14 protein-coding genes and 3 pseudogenes are annotated in these 16,434 nt (G+C 59.7%); 6 read left to right on the forward strand and 11 right to left on the reverse strand.

The features are described from left to right. Positions 1–12: 12 nt before the first annotated feature. The 4 genes and pseudogenes from lspA to RBB80_RS20135 form a co-directional block, all read right to left on the reverse strand. Positions 13–558 (reverse strand): signal peptidase II, encoded by a 546-nt coding sequence (lspA, locus tag RBB80_RS20120; protein WP_433964206.1) that lies wholly within the window; start codon positions 556–558, stop codon positions 13–15. Further along, positions 558–1,811 carry a class I tRNA ligase family protein gene (locus RBB80_RS20125; RefSeq protein ID WP_433969772.1) on the reverse strand — a complete coding sequence of 418 codons (1,254 nt, stop codon included), beginning with the start codon at positions 1,809–1,811 and terminating at the stop codon, positions 558–560. The genes lspA and RBB80_RS20125 overlap by 1 nt, the downstream gene beginning before the upstream one ends. 17 nt (positions 1,812–1,828) lie before the next feature. After that, positions 1,829–3,131: pseudogene (locus RBB80_RS20130) on the reverse strand (class I tRNA ligase family protein); the annotation flags it as partial. Next, positions 3,017–3,583, reverse strand: coding sequence for a class I tRNA ligase family protein (locus RBB80_RS20135; protein WP_433964207.1), 567 nt, complete (start codon positions 3,581–3,583; stop codon positions 3,017–3,019). The pseudogene RBB80_RS20130 and the gene RBB80_RS20135, both read right to left, overlap by 115 nt. Before the next feature lie 301 nt (positions 3,584–3,884). Here RBB80_RS20135 and RBB80_RS20140 point away from each other — a divergent pair, with 301 nt between their 5' ends. After that, positions 3,885–4,964 (forward strand): energy transducer TonB, encoded by a 1,080-nt coding sequence (locus RBB80_RS20140; RefSeq protein ID WP_433964208.1) that lies wholly within the window; start codon positions 3,885–3,887, stop codon positions 4,962–4,964. A 65-nt stretch (positions 4,965–5,029) separates the two neighbouring features. Here the strand turns inward: RBB80_RS20140 and RBB80_RS20145 are convergent, their stop codons facing one another. The 7 genes and pseudogenes from RBB80_RS20145 to RBB80_RS20175 all read right to left on the reverse strand — a co-directional run bounded on the left by RBB80_RS20145 (position 5,030) and on the right by RBB80_RS20175 (position 10,059). Further along, positions 5,030–6,736, reverse strand: a complete 1,707-nt coding sequence (locus tag RBB80_RS20145) for a methyl-accepting chemotaxis protein (RefSeq protein WP_433964209.1) — start codon at positions 6,734–6,736, stop codon at positions 5,030–5,032. A 101-nt stretch (positions 6,737–6,837) separates the two neighbouring features. Beyond that, positions 6,838–7,173, reverse strand: a complete 336-nt coding sequence (locus RBB80_RS20150; RefSeq protein ID WP_433964210.1) for an energy transducer TonB — start codon at positions 7,171–7,173, stop codon at positions 6,838–6,840. A 48-nt stretch (positions 7,174–7,221) separates the two neighbouring features. After that, a pseudogene (locus RBB80_RS20155) lies at positions 7,222–7,683 on the reverse strand (class IV adenylate cyclase); the annotation flags it as partial. 196 nt (positions 7,684–7,879) lie between these two features. Beyond that, positions 7,880–8,173 (reverse strand): Sua5 family C-terminal domain-containing protein, encoded by a 294-nt coding sequence (locus RBB80_RS20160; RefSeq protein ID WP_433969774.1) that lies wholly within the window; start codon positions 8,171–8,173, stop codon positions 7,880–7,882. Next, complete coding sequence (locus RBB80_RS20165; RefSeq protein ID WP_433964211.1) at positions 8,056–8,910, reverse strand: L-threonylcarbamoyladenylate synthase; 855 nt, start codon at positions 8,908–8,910, stop codon at positions 8,056–8,058. The genes RBB80_RS20160 and RBB80_RS20165 overlap by 118 nt, the downstream gene beginning before the upstream one ends. A gap of 127 nt (positions 8,911–9,037) precedes the next feature. Continuing rightward, positions 9,038–9,658, reverse strand: a complete 621-nt coding sequence (locus RBB80_RS20170) for a hypothetical protein (RefSeq protein ID WP_433969776.1) — start codon at positions 9,656–9,658, stop codon at positions 9,038–9,040. After that, entirely contained in the window at positions 9,556–10,059 is a 504-nt protein-coding gene (locus RBB80_RS20175; RefSeq protein ID WP_433964212.1) for a hypothetical protein, read from the reverse strand. The genes RBB80_RS20170 and RBB80_RS20175 overlap by 103 nt, the downstream gene beginning before the upstream one ends. Before the next feature lie 1,084 nt (positions 10,060–11,143). Between RBB80_RS20175 and RBB80_RS20180 the strand changes: the two genes are divergently transcribed. The 5 genes and pseudogenes from RBB80_RS20180 to RBB80_RS20200 all read left to right on the forward strand — a co-directional run bounded on the left by RBB80_RS20180 (position 11,144) and on the right by RBB80_RS20200 (position 16,320). Next, positions 11,144–11,833, forward strand: a complete 690-nt coding sequence (locus RBB80_RS20180; RefSeq protein WP_433964213.1) for a dienelactone hydrolase family protein — start codon at positions 11,144–11,146, stop codon at positions 11,831–11,833. Between the two features lie 120 nt (positions 11,834–11,953). After that, complete coding sequence (gene rpsO, locus RBB80_RS20185) at positions 11,954–12,220, forward strand: 30S ribosomal protein S15 (RefSeq protein WP_158944128.1); 267 nt, start codon at positions 11,954–11,956, stop codon at positions 12,218–12,220. Between the two features lie 304 nt (positions 12,221–12,524). Beyond that, positions 12,525–14,946 (forward strand): annotated as a pseudogene (gene pnp / locus RBB80_RS20190) (polyribonucleotide nucleotidyltransferase). Between the two features lie 66 nt (positions 14,947–15,012). Continuing rightward, the gene (locus tag RBB80_RS20195) at positions 15,013–15,882 is read left to right on the forward strand and encodes a hypothetical protein (protein ID WP_433964214.1); all 870 of its coding nucleotides are present in this window, start codon (positions 15,013–15,015) and stop codon (positions 15,880–15,882) included. 51 nt (positions 15,883–15,933) lie between these two features. Next, entirely contained in the window at positions 15,934–16,320 is a 387-nt protein-coding gene (locus RBB80_RS20200) for a hypothetical protein (RefSeq protein ID WP_433964215.1), read from the forward strand. Positions 16,321–16,434 lie beyond the last annotated feature (114 nt).

The following is a 16,434-nucleotide window of genomic DNA, read 5'->3' on the forward strand; positions in this document are numbered from 1 at the left end:
TAGGGGTGGGGCTTAGGAGTCGGTTGGTTGCGGGCGGAAGATTTCTATCAGGAGGAGGCAGGCGCCGATGACGATGCAGCTGTCGGCGAGGTTGAAGTCGGGCCAGTGGTAGTTGCCGATGTGGACTTCAAGGAAGTCGACGACGTAGCTGTAACGGATGCGGTCGTAGAGATTGCCGACGGCTCCGCCGAGGATGAGTGCGAGAGCGACGGAACTGAGTGTGAGGGCGCGGCCGGCTCGCCAGAGCATTCCGATGAGGACGATGGCGGCGATGACGGAGAAGGCGACGAGGATGTTGCGGACTGTGGTGGGCGAGGCGGATTCGGCGAACATGCTGAAGGCGGCGCCTGTGTTGTGGACGTCGGTGATGCGGAAGATGCCGGGGATAACGGTGTGGGCCTGGCCGTTGGGGAGTTGCTGGACGACAATTCGTTTGGTGATGCGGTCTAGGATGACGACTGCTGCGGCAATAGCGAGCGCAACGCTGCGTCGGTCGCGTGGTTCGTTCGCGGTGGCCGGCGTTGCGGCTTCGTAGGTCGTCTTGTTCGGTGAGGACATCAGGCTTGCGGCTCCGTTGAGTTGCTGGGTGGTGCGTCGTAGGGTGGGAAGTGGATGGCTTCGAGAGCGTCGGCGCAGCGAAGGCAGACGGTGGGGTAGTTGGCTTCGTGGCCTACGTCTTCGGTGAAGCGCCAGCAGCGTTCGCACTTCGAGCCTGCGGCGGGTTTGGCCTGAACGTAGAAGGCTCCCTTTTCTACGTTGCCTTCGGTGACGATGGCGTTCGAGATTTCGACCTGGGCTACGCCGAAGAGCTCGGGGAGGATGGATTTGTATTGCTCGAAGACTGGGTTGGGTTTTTCTGCGACGCTATTAAGCCAGCCGAGGACGATCTGAGTCTCGGAGGGTTTGTTGCTGATGGTCTTCGCGGTGCGCGCCTCTTCGAGGACTTTGAGGACTTCGTCGCGGAGGGTGAGGAGTTGGTCCCAGTCTTCTTCGATCTGGCGCGTGCTGCCTGGGACGAGGTCGGTGAGATTGGGGAAGAGCGCGAGGTGGACGCTGGGCTCACGCGTTGCTGATTGCGGAAGGAGAGCCCAGACCTCGTCGGCGGTGAAGCTGAGGATAGGGGCGATGAGGCGAGTGAGAGTTTCGGCGATGCGCCAGAGTGCGGTTTGCGCGCTACGGCGTCCGGGGTGGTTTGGGGCGAAGGTGTAGAGGCGATCTTTGAGGACGTCGAGGTAGAGCGCGCTGAGGTCGGTGTTCACGTACTCGTTGAGGGCGTGATAGGCGCGGTGGAACTCGAAGTCGTCGTAGGCGGCGCGGATCTTTGCGTCGAGCTCGGCGGTGCGGGCGAGGATGTACTGGTCTAGCGGCTGTAGCTGCGCGAAGGCGATGGCGTCGGTCGCGGGGTTGAAGTCGTGGATGTTGCCGAGGAGGAAGCGCAGCGTGTTGCGCAGCTTGCGGTAGTTGTCGCTGACGCGCTGCATGAGGTTTTCGCTGGCGGCTACGTCTTCGCGGAAGTCGACGGAGGCTACCCAGAGACGGATGATCTCGCCACCGAGGCGCTTGGCGATGTCTACGGGATCGACGCCGTTGCCGAGGGATTTGGAGAAGGCGCGGCCTTGCTCGTCGAGGGTCCAGCCGGAGGTTGCGACCATCTTGTAGGGGGCGTGGTTGCGGACGGCGACGGAGGTGAGGAGTGAGGAATGGAACCAGCCGCGATGCTGGTCGCCGCCTTCGGTGTAGAGGTCGGCGGGGAGTGGAGTTCGGGTTCGAGGTCGAGGACGGCGTGCCAGCTTGCGCCGGATTCGAACCAGACGTCGAGGATGTCCATCTCTTTGCGGAACTCATGGTGATGGCAGCTTGCGCAGGCGGTTCCGGCAGGGAGAAGAGATGCGGGTTCGTGGCTGTACCAGGCGTCGGCACCCTCTTTTTGAAGAGCTCGACGATGCTTTGATTGACGGCGGGTTCGTTGAGTGGCTCGCCGCATTTGTCGCAGAGGAAGACGGCGATGGGAACGCCCCAGATGCGTTGGCGGGAGATGCACCAGTCGGGCCGAGTGGCGATCATGTTGGAGATTCGCTCTTCGCCCCAAGCGGGATCCCAGACGACTTTTTGATCTCGTCGAGGGCGCGCTGGCGGAAGGTGGTGAGGGTGCCTTCGTCGGTGATCATCGGGGTTTCCATGCCGATGAACCACTGCTCGGTGGCGCGGACGATGACGGGGTTGTGGCAGCGCCAGCAATGGGGGTAGGAGTGCTCGAAGGTGGTGTCGCTGAGGAGTGCGCCTTTTTCTTTGAGGAGCTCGATGATGACGGGATTGGATTTGAAGACGGTGAGGTCTTCGTAGGGTTGGGCGGCTCCGCCTCCGCCGTTTGTGCCGGTGTGGCGCTGGCGGCCGGCGTTGTCGACGTACTGGATCTCGGGGAGGTGGTAGCGCTGGCCGGTGTAGAAGTCGTCGACACCGTGGGCTGGTGAGGTGTGGACGGCGCCCGTGCCTTGCTCGGCGGTGACGTAGTCGGCGTTTACGCCCAGGATCGAGCGATCGAGGAATGGGTGCTGGAAGGTGGCGTGCTCGAGTTTGCTGCCATTGAAATTGGCGAGAGTTTCGAGATCAGTGAGGTTGCATGCAACTGCGACTTGCATTGCAAGATCAGCGGCGACGATGTAGATGGACGAGTGGGTTTCTTCCCGACCGGAGATTCTCGCTCTGAGTGCGACGTATTCGAGGTGCGGGTTGAAGGCTACGCCCTGGGATGCTGGGAGGGTCCAGGGTGTCGTGGTCCAAATAACGGTGTAGACGTCAGATCCCGCGAGGCGCGGGTCGATCTGGGCCGGGTCGCTGGTGAGGGCGTAGCGGACGTAGACGCTGGGCGAGGTGTGCTGCTCGTATTCGACCTCTGCTTCGGCGAGCGCGGTGCGGTCGTGGATGCACCAGTAGACGGGCTTGAGGCCCTTGTAGACGAATTTTTTCTCGAAGAAGTCGTAGAAGGTTTCGACGATGCTGGCTTCGTAGCCGAAGCTCATGGTGAGGTAGGGGTCGTTCCAGCGGCCGAAGACGCCGATGCGCTCGAACTGGCTGCGCTGGAGGTCGACGTACTTTTGCGCGTACTCGCGGCAGGCGCGACGGACGGCGATGGGGTCCATCTCGAGTTTTTGCGGCCCAGCTGCTCGTCGACCTTGATCTCGATGGGGAGGCCGTGGCAGTCCCAGCCGGGGACGTAGGGGGCGTCGAAGCCGGCCATGGTCTTGGTTTTGACGACGAAGTCCTTGATGCACTTGTTGAGGGCGTGGCCGAGGTGAATGGCTCCGTTGGCGTAGGGAGGGCCGTCGTGGAGGATGTACTTTGGCTGGCCGGTGCGGGCGGCACGGATCTGCGCGTATAAGTCACTCTGCTGCCACGCTTGGAGGCGGGCGGGCTCGTTCTGGGGCAGATTGGCCTTCATGGGGAAGGTCGTCTGTGGCAGATTCAACGTGGACTTCAGCGCTTTCGATGCCGGATCTGGTGCGTCGCCTCTCCCGCCATTGGGGAGGTTCGGCGTCGACTTCGACGCTTTGAGCTCGGGTTTTGCCTGGGTTGCTTCCGACATTCGGTCCTCTTGGTTACTGATAACAAAGTTGCGGTTTGTGGCAAACCTCTATTGTAGACGGCGAGGAGGGATGGTACATAGGATGCCAGGGAGACATTCGCATGGTGGCGTGCGTCCAAGAGAATGAGCGCCGGTTGGTGAATGTTTGTAGAATGTTTAATGACCAGGCGATGTTAGCCAGAGCCGGGAAGAGAACCGACCTGGCATCTGGCACGTAAGAAAAGAAGCAGGTTGAGGCGGGCAATATTTTGGAAGTGGTGTGCGGAGGCCGCGGCTTACTGCACCGAGGCGAAGCAAGCTTATGGCGAATAGTTTATTGACACCACCACCGCAGATAGATCCGGAGAAAAAAGGCCCGACACTGCGGCCGGCAAATGCCCCGAATTTGAACGAAGAGACCGATGGGTCCATGTGGTCCTCGTTTTTCGCGAACCTGCGGGATGCTTTCAGCAGGTCGGACCAAACACCTCTGCACCTTGATTCGAGGCCGGCAGAGAACGATCTGATTATCGAGCAAGAGGGCGTCTTTGCTTCTCTTTGGAACAGCGTGCGGGATGTGTTTTTCCCGGTAAAGCTGCCGCCGTTGGTGCTTGAGTCGAAGCCGATTGCTGTTGTTGATAGGATGAAGACCAAGCAGAACCCTATCGCGACTACATCTGCAGTGGTGATCTATGGACTGATCATTCTGCTGATCGCGTTTCTGCTGGCGAAGAAGGTTCAGTTCGCCGCACCGGTGAGGATGGTTCAGTTGACCGACCTTTCCGTACCGCCGCAGGCACCGCCGAGAGCTCAGGCGATGGGTGGAGGCGGCGGACAGCGTGGGCCTACCCCGGTGACGAAGGGAACGCCGCCGAAGGCTGCGGATACGCAGATTGTGCCGCCGAGCAAGCCTCCACTGGTCGAGCCGAAGATCAAGATTGACCCGACGATCGAGATGCAGAAAGACATTAAGATGGCAACCAGCATTCCCCAGATTGGTGTGGCGAACTCGCCGCTGGTAGGTATGTCGATGGGAAATGGGAGCGGCACGGGACTTGGTTCAGGCAACGGATCGGGGATCGGGCCGGGGTCAGGCGGCAATACGGGAGGAGGACCGAGACGGATTGGCGGTGGTGTTTCTGCTCCGGTGCTGATCTTCTCGGTTGAACCGGAGTTCTCTGAAGAGGCCCGGAAGGCTAAGGTTGCAGGGAATGTTCTGGTTAATCTCTGGGTTGATACGAATGGCAATCCTAGCCACGTTCACGTGATTCGCGGCGTCGGTATGGGTTTGGATGAGAAGGCGATGGAAGCGGTGAGGCAGTACAAGTTCAAGCCGGCGATGGAGAACGGCAGGCCTGTTCTGGTTGAGCTGAACGTTGAGGTGAATTTCCAGATCTTCTAGTGATGGTGCTTCAAAGAAGAGGCCCGCTGTTGGCGGGCCTTTCTTTTTGGAGAGCGACGTTTTGGCTATGCGGGTTGAAAGGTGGCGTGACGCTCGGAGTTGTTGCCGACGCGAACGAGCCTGGAGTCGGGTGCTGATCTGAGGCTGAATCGGTCGACCTGCTGTTCGAGTGTGACTGCTGTGGAGCGGAGCGATTCAATTCCGGCTGCGGTTGTGGCCATCTCGGTGAGATTTTCGTGGCTGAGGGAGTGGATCGAATGCAGGCTGGCGCTGGACTGGTCGGCCGCGGCGGTCTGCTGGGAGGCGGCTATCGCGATCTGTGCGATCATGCGATCGACGCGTTCGGCCATGCCGATGATGCGCTCGAGAGCCTCGCCGGCCTGGTTGGTGGTGATGACGCCCTGCTGCACGGTTCCGGTGCCACTCTCCATGCTGGCGATGGCGGTGAGGGTGCGGTCCTGAATGCCCTGGATCATGCTGGCGATCTCGCCGGTGGCCTGGGCGGTGGATTCGGCGAGACGACGGACCTCTCCGGCGACTACGGCGAAGCCACGGCCCTGGTCGCCGGCGCGCGCGGCTTCGATGGCTGCGTTGAGGGCGAGCAGGTTGGTCTTGCGGGCGATCTCATCGATGACGGTGACGATCTGAGAGATGCGGCGCGAGTCGTCGCCGAGGAGGCCGACGGTGGCGGAGGTGTCGCTGACGGCGGTTGCGATGGAGTGCATGCTGCCGAGGACCTGCTTGACGATGGTTCCGCCTTCGCGGGCGGTTTCGGCGGCGCTGCGGGCGGTCTCGGCGGCGGACTGGGTGTGGCGGGAGACCTCGGCGATGGAGGCGGACATCTCCTGCATTGCGGTAGCGGCCTGTTGGGTCTGCTGACTTTGCTGGTCCATGCGGCGATGGATCTGATCGCTGGCTGTGCCCATGGTGGCGGCGCTGCCGGTGATGGTGCCGACGGTTTGAGCGAGTGTGCCGATGATGCCGGCGAGGTTCGATTGCATCTTCTGGACGGCGTTGGCGAGGGCACCGGTCTGATCGGTAGCGTCCAGAACCAGTGGCTGACCGCTGAGGTCGCCGGCGGCGATGGCATCGGCGCGGTGCATGACCATGTTGAGGGCATAGGTGATCTTGCGGGCAAGATAGACCGATACCGAGATGCCGATGAGAGAGGCGATGATGGTGCCGAGCCAGAGGATGATGAGGGTGAAGTGGTTGGCTTCGCGGAGGTGGGCCTGCTCCTCGTTGGCGAGGCGGGTTTGGGACTGGGCGATCTCGGTGATGTTGGAGAAGAGGGTATTTTCGAGGGGCAGGATCTGGTTCTGCAGCGTGTCGTAGGCTGCGGCCGAGCCCTGCGGGGTCTTCGATTCGTTCAGAGTTTCGACCTTCTCTTCAAGGGTCTTGAGCGCTGCGAGGTCGGTGTCGAGGGCGATCAGCCGCGGGGCATCGGAGCCCAGGTCGAAGTGCGAGGTCTGCTGGTGGAGCTGGACCAGCGATGCTTCGGCCTGCTCGAACTCTTTGCGCCGGGCGTTGCGGTAGGTAGCCGAAGCGTTCGCGTCGATGCCGAAGAGCATGTAGGACTCAAGCAGACGAACGGTGTCCGTGAAGTGGGAGCGGATGTCGCGACTGGACATGATGACGGGGATGCGGTTCTCCGTGACCATGTTCGAGAGAGCGTTGGCCTCTTCGATGTATCGGTGGGCGATACATGCGCTGAGAACGGTAGTGGCGACGATAGCGCCAGTCATCAGGAACATCTTCGACTGCAGTTGCATGAGGACCTCGGAGCAAAGTTGAAGGAGAGATTATTTTCAGGGTTAAGTGTCACCGCCAGGATTTGATCCCGACGGCGGTTCGGCCGCGATGAAGCTTTCGTCTACTGTCCGTCGATGTTGAAGTTCACTTCGATCTCGGACTCGGAAGCCTCCGGGTTCGGAGCGAAGCGCCAGTGAGTGACGGCGTCTTGTGCGGCGGGAGCGAGGAGCGCGTGGCCTGACTCTACCTTGGTGCCTGAAACCGAGCCGTCAGCTTTGATGGAGACGAGAAGGACGACCTTGCCGCCGACGTGCATGCGGCGTGCCAGCTCTGGATAGGCTGGGGATGTGCGGGAGAGGATTGCGCGGTGGACATCGCCTGCGAAGGCAGTGCCAACGCAGAGGGCGACGCTTCCGGCAAGAAGAAGGGGGCGCGAATAGCGAAGTGGGATTGCCAAGGAGAACCTCCGGGTACAGAGGTTGTATCGGCGGAGGCGGGAGAGGCTTTAGTGGAAGGAGAGTACGGGAGAGCTGATTTCGGCGAATGTGAGATGTTCGGCGGGGCTGGCGGTGCGCTGTTTCCAGTCGAGGAACAGCTTGCCGTAGCTGTCGGTGAGGCAGGTGTCCGGGTCTATGCTGAGTGCGGCGAGGGTCTGGTCGATCCAGGCGGTGGGGCCTTCGAGTTCGGCGTAGGTGCCGATGGGGGTTTCGTCGAGGACGAGATGGGCAGTGATGTCGGAGCCGGGGTCTGCGGAATGAGACCACTCGGTGCGGTACTTTTCGTAGATGAAGGCTGGAAGGTAGCCTAGCTGCTTGAAGATTTCGGCCATGGCCTCGCATTCGGCCACGATGGTTTCGGTCTCGACGCGAATCTTGTAGCGGGTGGTGTCGACGGGGTCCTGCTGGTCGGGGAGACGCTTGTGGGTGAGGGTGCAGAGGCTGCCGTACTGGCGGAGGCGGAGGATCTCTTTGCGGGCGCGTAGTTCGCGGTTGGGGGTGTCGTAGAGGGTGTTGTGCTCGAAGGTGCGGGGGTGACGAGATGAAAACCGAGTTGGGAGAGGCGGGTCTGGAGAGCTTCTGGATCAGGGACGGGAAACTTTAGTTCGATCTCCGAGTTCTGCATGGATGGAGTATACGGCTGGTGTGCGGTGTAAAACGAGGACTCTACTCTGATTTTGCGGCTTTTTTCAGACGGTCGCGGATGGCGAGGCCAAGTCCTTCAGGTTTCGGCATGGGGCAGAGGATGATGGCTACGCCGCGGGCGTCCAGTTCATGCAGGCCGGCGAAGAGAGTTTGAGCGAGAGACGTGGTGTCTTCGATCAGATTCCAGCGGAAGATCTCTACGGAGGTGTTGGTGAGGGTCCAGCCCAGGGGGAGCATGACGCCGATGCGTTCGCTGTTGGTTGCGAGGGTTGCGGCGAGTTGGGATTGCAGATCGTTTTCGTTGTCGGCCAGGATGAGACGGGCGCGGGGGCGTAGTGGCGGATGCCGACACCAGGGGAGGGCTGGCTTTGAGGTTCGGAGGTTGTCTGCTGTGGCGGCTGATAGATGGTAACGGGACCGGCGATGGGTTCGAGCATTGCGGGGGTGATGGCTCCAGGACGGTAGAGGACCATCGGGGATTGGTCGGGGTCAAGGACTGTGGATTCGACGCCGACTCTGGTTGCGCCACCGTCGAGTACTGCGTCGATGCGGTGGTCGAGATCCTGAAGGACGTGAGCTGCGGTGGTGGGGCTGATGCGGCCGAAGCGATTGGCGCTTGGGGCGGCGAGGGGATGGCCAGTGGATTCGATGAGCGCGTGGGCGAGGGGATGGGCAGGCATCCGGACGCCTACGAGAGGGCGGCCAGCGGTGACGGCGTCTGAGATTTTTCTGGTGCGTGGGAGGAGGAGCGTGAGGGGGCCGGGCCAGAAGGCTTCGATGAGGCGCTCTGCCTTTGCGGAGACGGTGGCTACTTCGTCGAGCATGGTGCGATTGCTTACGTGGATGATGAGGGGGTCCCACTGGGGGCGGTCTTTTGCGAGGAAGATACGCTCGACTGCGGAGGCGTCCAGCGCGTTGGCGCCGAGGCCGTAGACGGTTTCGGTGGGGAAGGCTACGGTGCCGCCGTTGCGGAGGATCTCGGCTGCGCGGGATATGTCCTTTGGGCTCGAGGTGAGGCGCTCGGTTGTTCGGGGAGGGATGGGATAGTTCATCTTGCAGCGAGTTGCCCGGCGAAGGCGTCGAGGGAGAGGCTGCGGAGGAGGTTGCGGCGCATACCGCTTTGTACTTGATCGAGAGCACGGGAGGCGGATTCGATCCAGGCGAAGTTGAGGGTGGAGCTTAGGCGGTCGAGCTCGGGACGGAGATCGGTGTTGCGGAGCAGTTCCGGCGTGCCTGCGCCGAGGAGCAGAAGGTCTTCGAGGAGGAGGGAGAGGCTGCGGAGGAGGGCTGAGGTTTTTGCTGGCCCTCGGCTCCGGCACGGTAGGTCTCGGTCATCTTGAAGAGGGCGGTGTGGTCGGGTTCTGCGGAGCCGGAGCTGGCTGCGGCGGCGTTGCGCAGGAAGAGGAGGGCATCGGCGCGGGAGGCGGTGTAGGCTTCGATGTCGAATCCGAGGGCTTTGCCGGCGGCTCCCTGGGCGAGGCGCGCGATGAGGGTGCGCTGCTTTGACGGCACGTCGGGGCGGCGGTCGGTGAGGAGCATCTCTATCTGCTCGACTGGTAGAGCACCCAGGCGTACTGTGGCGCAGCGGGAGCGAATGGTGGGGAGGAGTTCGCCGGGGTTCTCGGCGAGGATGATGATGTGGACGGTCTCGGGCGGCTCCTCGAGGACTTTGAGCAGGGAGTTGGCGGCTTCTTTCATCATGTTCGCGGCGGTGAGGATGAAGATCTTGCGCGGAGCCTCGTTGGGGAGGTAGTGGGAGCGCTGGATGACGGTGCGGATCTGGCCGAGTTTGATGAGCAGCTGCGGGGGTCGGGTGGAACGATGAGGACGTCGGGGTGTGGCTGGACGAGAACGCGGGTGTCTTTTTTGTCTGTCTCGCGGAGTTCTTCGCGGGCGGCTACGGCCTTGTCGATCTCTTCTTCGAGGTTGGCGGCGGAGGCGATGCGGGTGCAGTTGTGGCAGACGCCGCAGAAGCTGGCGAGCGACTGACCGTTGGACCAGAGATCACGGGGCTGACGCTGGCAGTCGACGGCCATGGCGAGCATGAGGGCGAGGGTGTACTTTCCTGCTCCGCTGGGGCCGGCGAGGATGAGGGAGTGAGGGAGGCGACCGGCGGCGATGGCGGTGCGGAGGTGTTCGATGGCGGTGCTGTTGCCGAGGAAGTCGTTGAAGGTCGCGGGTAGAGCGATTTGTGCTGTCACGTCTTACTGACTCCTCTCGGCTTCGAGTTCGGGCCGGCCTTTGTACTGCCACCCCCGGGGTACTGATTTAGTGCTAAAGTCTTCCATCGAGGAAGGTTAGGTCTGGACTTTCCTCTATCCCGAAGAGTAGGCCCTGGGTGCCAGAACGCGTCGGAGAGATGAAGCCCGGATCCTGTCGGGCTTCGCACAATGTCTCTTAGTTAAGTATAGCTGAATGGTATGACTAGTGCGCCACGCGTATGTGACTGTGTAGGCTGGAGTTGGGAGTTTTTGGGCTTGACAGAAGCTGCAGGGCTCCTCGGTTGCCTGTGATTGCTCTTGAGCTGTGCAACTGTCGCTTTTGCCTGAGTTTTGCCTGAGTTCAAAAGTAGTTGTCATGGCCGGGGGTTGGACGGTAGAGAAGACAAAAGAATCGGCAACGGTAAATGCTTACGACAACCGCAGATCCCTTCGGGGATGACAACAAAAGAACAGGCAACGACAGAAAAGAACAGGCAACGGTAAATGCTTAGTACAACCGCAGATCCCTTCGGGGATGACAACAAAATAACAGGCAACGACAGAACAAGAACAGGCAACGGCAAATGTTTACGACAACCGCAGCCGCAACCGCAGGTCCCTTCGGGAATGACAGCAAAAAGAACAGGCAACGACAGAACATCTTCGGGGTGACAGCAAAAAGAACAGGCAACGACAGAACATCTTTGGGGGAGTGCCTATACTTTAGTTTGAGGACTCCGATGGGCGAAGAGGTTAGATTTCTTTGGAACGCGACGCGCGGTAACAGATTGAGACCGTGGCGAAGTCCCTATCTGCGATGGAGACTGGAGACCTATTCGGGCCAACGTGCGGATACCGTGCGCGCGCTCGATTTCTGGAACCTGTTCTGGAAAGAAAAAAACAACTGTTTCGATTTCTTCGTTGGACGCGAGAGATCAAAAGCTACGCAGAATCCAAGAGCAAATAGAAGACGGGAAGCAGCAGGATCTCTCTTGAAGATTCCGTAGCTCTAAAGAGTGACTTTTACCTTTATTTGACAACCCACGATGGCAAGGTAGCTCGATGGATTGGATATGATGGAGTTATGAGTGAGTGGATCAAGCTAAAAGCAAAAGACGGTCATGAGCTGGGAGCGTACGTTGCAAGGCCCAGCGGGGAAGCAATCGGGGCTTTGATTCTTGTGCAGGAGATATTTGGCGTCAATGCCCATATCCGCAGCGTGGCGGATGGGTATGCCAAAGATGGATTTCTCGTGGTTGCGCCTGCGATCTTTGACCGGTTCGAGCCTGGCGTACAGCTGACGTACCAGCCGGAGGATATGAAGCGGGCCTATAACTTCTATGGCATGTTGAAGCCCGAGACGACGCTGATGGATGTGGCTGCGGCGTATCAGTGGGCGAAGCAGGCGGGCAAGAAGATTGGTGTTATCGGCTATTGTTACGGCGGGTTGACTAGCTGGCTGGTGGCAACGCGCGGCAAAGACTATGAAATGCAGCCTTCCGGCTGCGTCGGCTACTATGCGGGTGGGATTGGATCGGTAGCGAAAGAAGATCCCAGCTGCCCGGTGATGTTGCACTTTGGAGCGAACGATAGCCATATTGGGCAGGATCAGGTAGAGGCAGTTCGTTCGTCTCATCCTGAGGTGGAGATCTTCGTCTATGAAGGTGCGGGGCACGCCTTTAACCGTGACGTTGATCCGAGCAGTTACCACGCCGCGTCGGCAAAGCCGGCACGGGAGCGTTCGGTCGAGTTTTTGAAGAAACATATCGCCTAAAGTTCCTCCAAAATCGTTTCGCATCGCTGGCGGCCCTCGATTGCCCGGTTTCGCCAGCGGTGCTATCCTTATGTGGACACTAAGAGTGAATTAGAAAGAAGATTAGGAGTAGAAACAGCTGTGTTGGCATCCGCTAAAAAGACAGACATTATTGAGAAGTTCCGCACGCACGACTCAGATACCGGGAGTCCAGAGGTTCAGATCGCTATTTTGAGCGAGCGTATTGGCGAGTTGACGGAACACTTCAAGGCACACAAGAAGGACCACGGATCACGTCGCGGGCTTCTGATGCTGGTGAGCAAGCGTCGTCGCTTGCTTGATTATCTGAAGAAGTGTGACGCGGACCGATATCGCGAGGTCATCGGCAAACTCGGAATCCGCAAGTAACCGCACCATCCCCGGAGAAACCGTTCAAACTATGGGAGCATACACGGCCCGTTCTCATTCGGCTGCCAACTTCGTGCAAGGTCTCGCAAGACCTTGTCGGTGGGGTTGCTGACGATGGGACGCCGCGGTGCCGCACTCATGATTTTGCACTCACGCGGGTGTTGGTCCATGAACAACCTATTCCAGCGCAGCTTGCTGGCGGCTTCCTAGTCGCCAGCGTCGAGCTGCGCTTTTTCGCGCCCGATCAGCGGATGACGCGATTCAAGCTTATTTATTCGACAGAACACGAGAGAAGAGAGGCAACATGAAACAGGATGTGACAGTTGAGCTTGCCGGCGGCAAGCAAATTAAATTCGAGACCGGACGCATGGCGAAGCAAGCCCCGGCGCGGCGCTCACCTCAAGCGGCGATAACGTAGTTCTGGCGACGGCAACCGCCTCCCCGATCCGAAAGAGGGAATCGATTTCTTCCCGCTCACAGTTGAATACCGCGAGTTTACCTACGCTGGCGGCCGCATCCCTGGTGGGTTCATCAAGCGCGAAGGGCGCCCGAGTGAGAAGGAGATTTTGACGAGCCGTCAGATCGACCGCCCTATTCGCCCGCTATTCCCTGAGGCGTTTCGCAATGAGACCCAGGTTGTTGCCTTCGTCTACTCTGCGGATAAAGAGAATGATCCCGATGTGCTTGGCATCAATGGTGCCAGTTGCGCGTTGGCGTTGAGCGATATTCCTTTTCACGGCCCGGTTGGTGCGGTGCGAATTGGTCTGATCGACGATCAGTTTGTAGTGAATCCTACATATGCCGAGCGGGCGCAGAGCAAGTTGAACATTATGGTCGTCGGGACGAAGGACGGCATTGTGATGATCGAGTCGGGCGCAAAGGAAGTCGCTGAAAACCGTGTGGTGGATGCGATTGAGTTTGCTCATGAGCAGATCAAGAAGATCTGTGCGGCGATTGAAGACCTTGTTGCTCGCGCCGGTAAGACCAAACGCACCGTCAGCGAGGTGGAAGTCGATCACGAGTATTTGAATGAGCTGACTGCAAAGGTTGGTTCGCAGTTGAAAGACGCCCTCGATACGGAGAAGCATCCGAAGTTCGAGAGCTATGCTCTGGTCAAGACGATCAAGGATGACCTGAAGAAGGATCTGCCTGAGGGTGATGCAGCCGCTGCGAAGAAGCTCAGCAAGTACTATGAGCTTTTGCGCGAGAAGATCTTCCGAGACCAGGTTTTGAAGGATCGGATTCGTCCGGATCATCGTGCCTTCGATAAGATTCGCGACCTGAACATCGAGGTTGGCGTGCTTCCGCGTGTCCACGGTTCGGCTCTGTTTACTCGCGGTGAGACGCAGGCGCTGGTGAGTGCGACGCTGGGTACTACAGACGATGCGCAGCGGCTTGAGAGTTATGAGGGAGAGCAGAAGCGCCGCTTTATGCTCCACTACAACTTCCCTCCGTTCTCGGTTGGTGAAGTCGGTCGTATGTCTGGTGTGGGCCGGCGCGAGATCGGTCACGGTGCGTTGGCTTCGCGCGCGATTGAAGCTGTGCTGCCGGCTGAGGATGAGTCGCCTTATACGCTGCGTGTCGTTTCAGACATCCTGGAGTCGAATGGATCGTCCTCGATGGCTACGGTGTGCGGTGCGTCGCTTGCGCTGATGCAGGCTGGTATCGCGATCAAGGGATCGGTCGCGGGCGTTGCGATGGGTCTCGTGAAGGAAGGCGATAACTACGCCATTCTGACGGATATCGCCGGCGCGGAAGATCACTATGGCGATATGGACTTCAAGGTCGCGGGTACGCGTAACGGAATCACCGCGCTGCAGATGGATATCAAGATCATGGGGATCACTCCGCAGATTATGCGCGAGGCACTGGAGCAGGCGCGTAAGGGGCGGCTCTTCCTGCTGGATACGATGGATGCTGTGATCTCGGGTGCAAATCAGGAGAAGTCGCAGTTCGCTCCGCGCATTCATACGTTGCAGATTCCTACCGATAAGATCCGCGATCTGATTGGACCGGGAGGCAAGGTGATTCGCGGCATCATTGATGCTACGGGCGTGAAGATCGACGTGGACGATACTGGGCGCGTGAATGTGGCGTCGAGCGATGCGGATGGTCTTGCTCGCGCGATCCAGATGATCAGCGATCTGACTGCTGTGCCTGAGATTGGGAAGACCTATCTGGGTAAGGTTGTTCGTCTGGCTGAGTTTGGAGCGTTTGTCGAAATCTTCCCCGGAACCGATGGCCTGCTTCATGTCTCCGAAATTGCAGAGCATCGCGTGAAGGAAGTGAAAGATGAACTTCGCGAAGGCGATCAGATCCTGGTGAAGGTTCTGGCGATCGAAGGGAACCGGATCAAACTTTCGCGGAAGGCTGTGTTGCGGGAGCAGCGCGCGAAGCTTGGTCTTCCTGAGCCTGGTCAGATTGGTACGGATGGGGGCAGCGTGGCTGCCGGTGCCGCCGGCGGACAGGGTCGTCAGGATGCTGTTGTCGGGGATGCTGACGGGAGCGACGATGAGGGTGAGGAGTTCGACGATGATGGTGACGAGTCGACGGACGAGCCTAACTTCAATCGCGCGGAGGGCGCTGTTCCGGTTCAGGCGGGCGCAGGACCGGGGCCGAATGGACCTGGTGGACAGAGGCGGCCGGGTGGCGGAAGACGTCGTCGCGGCGGTCGTCGGCCGGGCTCTGGTTCCGGTGCACCACCTTCGGGCGGCGGCAATCGGTAAGGCTTCGTAACGGACGGAGAGACCGCGCACTTCGCGCGGTCTTTCTGTCTCTGGGTGAGAGGCGAGATGATTGGACGCGTGTGGATTGCGTTTGCAGCGGTTTGTATCTTGTCGGCTACGTCCTGGGTCGTTCCTCGAGCCGACGGTCTGCCTGCGCTTGAGTTGCAAGGGGTTCGTTATGGGTTGATTGGGTTGGTTGCGTTTTTGTTTGTGCGGGGCCGGGTTCGGTTTGGGAGGGCTGGGCTGCGGGTGGCGGCGGCTGGGCTGGGGTTCTTTGGGGTTCCCATGGTGGTTGGGGAGTGGGCTCGAGTGGGTGTGCCGGAGATCAGCAGGTCGGCGTTGTTTGCGATGGTTCCTGTGGTTGTGGTGATGGTGGTTGCGGCTGGAGACGAGGAGCGCGGGGCTCGGAGGTTTCTTGTTCCGGCTTTGGTGGGACTCGGTGGGTTGCTGCTGCTGTTGCCGCTTGAGTTCTCTGGATCGCTTCGTGGGCGGTTGATGCAGGGGGCGGTGTGTCTTGCGGTGGTTTTGGTTGGGTTGTCGAGCGTGTGGCTCTATCGTTTGTTCCGTGAGATGGGTTTGGCGGAGGCGCTTGCGGTTGTCTGTCTGAGCAATGGTGTGTTTCTGGTGGTTTGTAGTGCGGTTCGGAAGGAGTTGGTCTGGAGATTGAGCGGGCTGGCGTCGGTGGTGTCGCCTTCGTCTCTGTTGGATGTGGCGGAGGTGGTGTTGCTGGTTTGGTTGCTGAGGGAGATGATTCCGGTACGGTTTGCTGCGCGGTATCTGGTGATTTCGCTGCTGACTTTGCTGGAAAGTTATGCGCTGATGCGGCCTGAGCTGACGGTTCGGGTTGTGAGCGGAGTGGTGCTGCTTGCGGCTGGTGCGGGGATGCTTCTCGCTTTGAAGATGGGCGAGGAAGAGACGATGCTGTCTCTTCGCTGATACTTTTCTGCTGGGATTTTGCAGGGTACACTTGGGTGAATGGCTGCTTCCATGTACATTGTGGTCGAGGGCGAAGACCCTGGCTTCGATATCTTCGTGAACGGGCGCTTGCTGGCACGGCATGAGGATGCTCTGGAATGTCTGGCTCTGCGACTTGGAGTTCGGCCGCTGATTGAATTCTTTTCGGCGGATGAGAACTCGATGTCCCTGCTGATCGAAGAGGGTGCGGGGAACCAGGAGCTGCTTCGCCGGCTGCCTCCGCCGCAGTGGTACTCGCCTGCTGATGGACTGAAGACCGTACGTGCGCTGCTTCGAACGCTGGAGGCTGATCCGCAGCAATTGGGGACCGAGGGGAGCAAGTTCTCTCGGAGTTGCTGGAGTATGCGTGCGTGCTCGAGAAGACGCAGGACCGGAAGATGCGCTGGCATCTGGCGGTGAGTTGGCGTTAGTTCTGGGTGATCTTCCTTTCACGCGGGGTACCCCTGGGGGTGGTCTAGGTAAACTACTTTGTTTCAAGTACATGCGATTTCCACAGGCTGCAAACTATTCATT

Origin of the sequence: Tunturiibacter gelidiferens, from assembly GCF_051013345.1 — a bacterium.
Classification (GTDB): Bacteria; Acidobacteriota; Terriglobia; order Terriglobales; family Acidobacteriaceae; genus Edaphobacter; species Edaphobacter gelidiferens_A.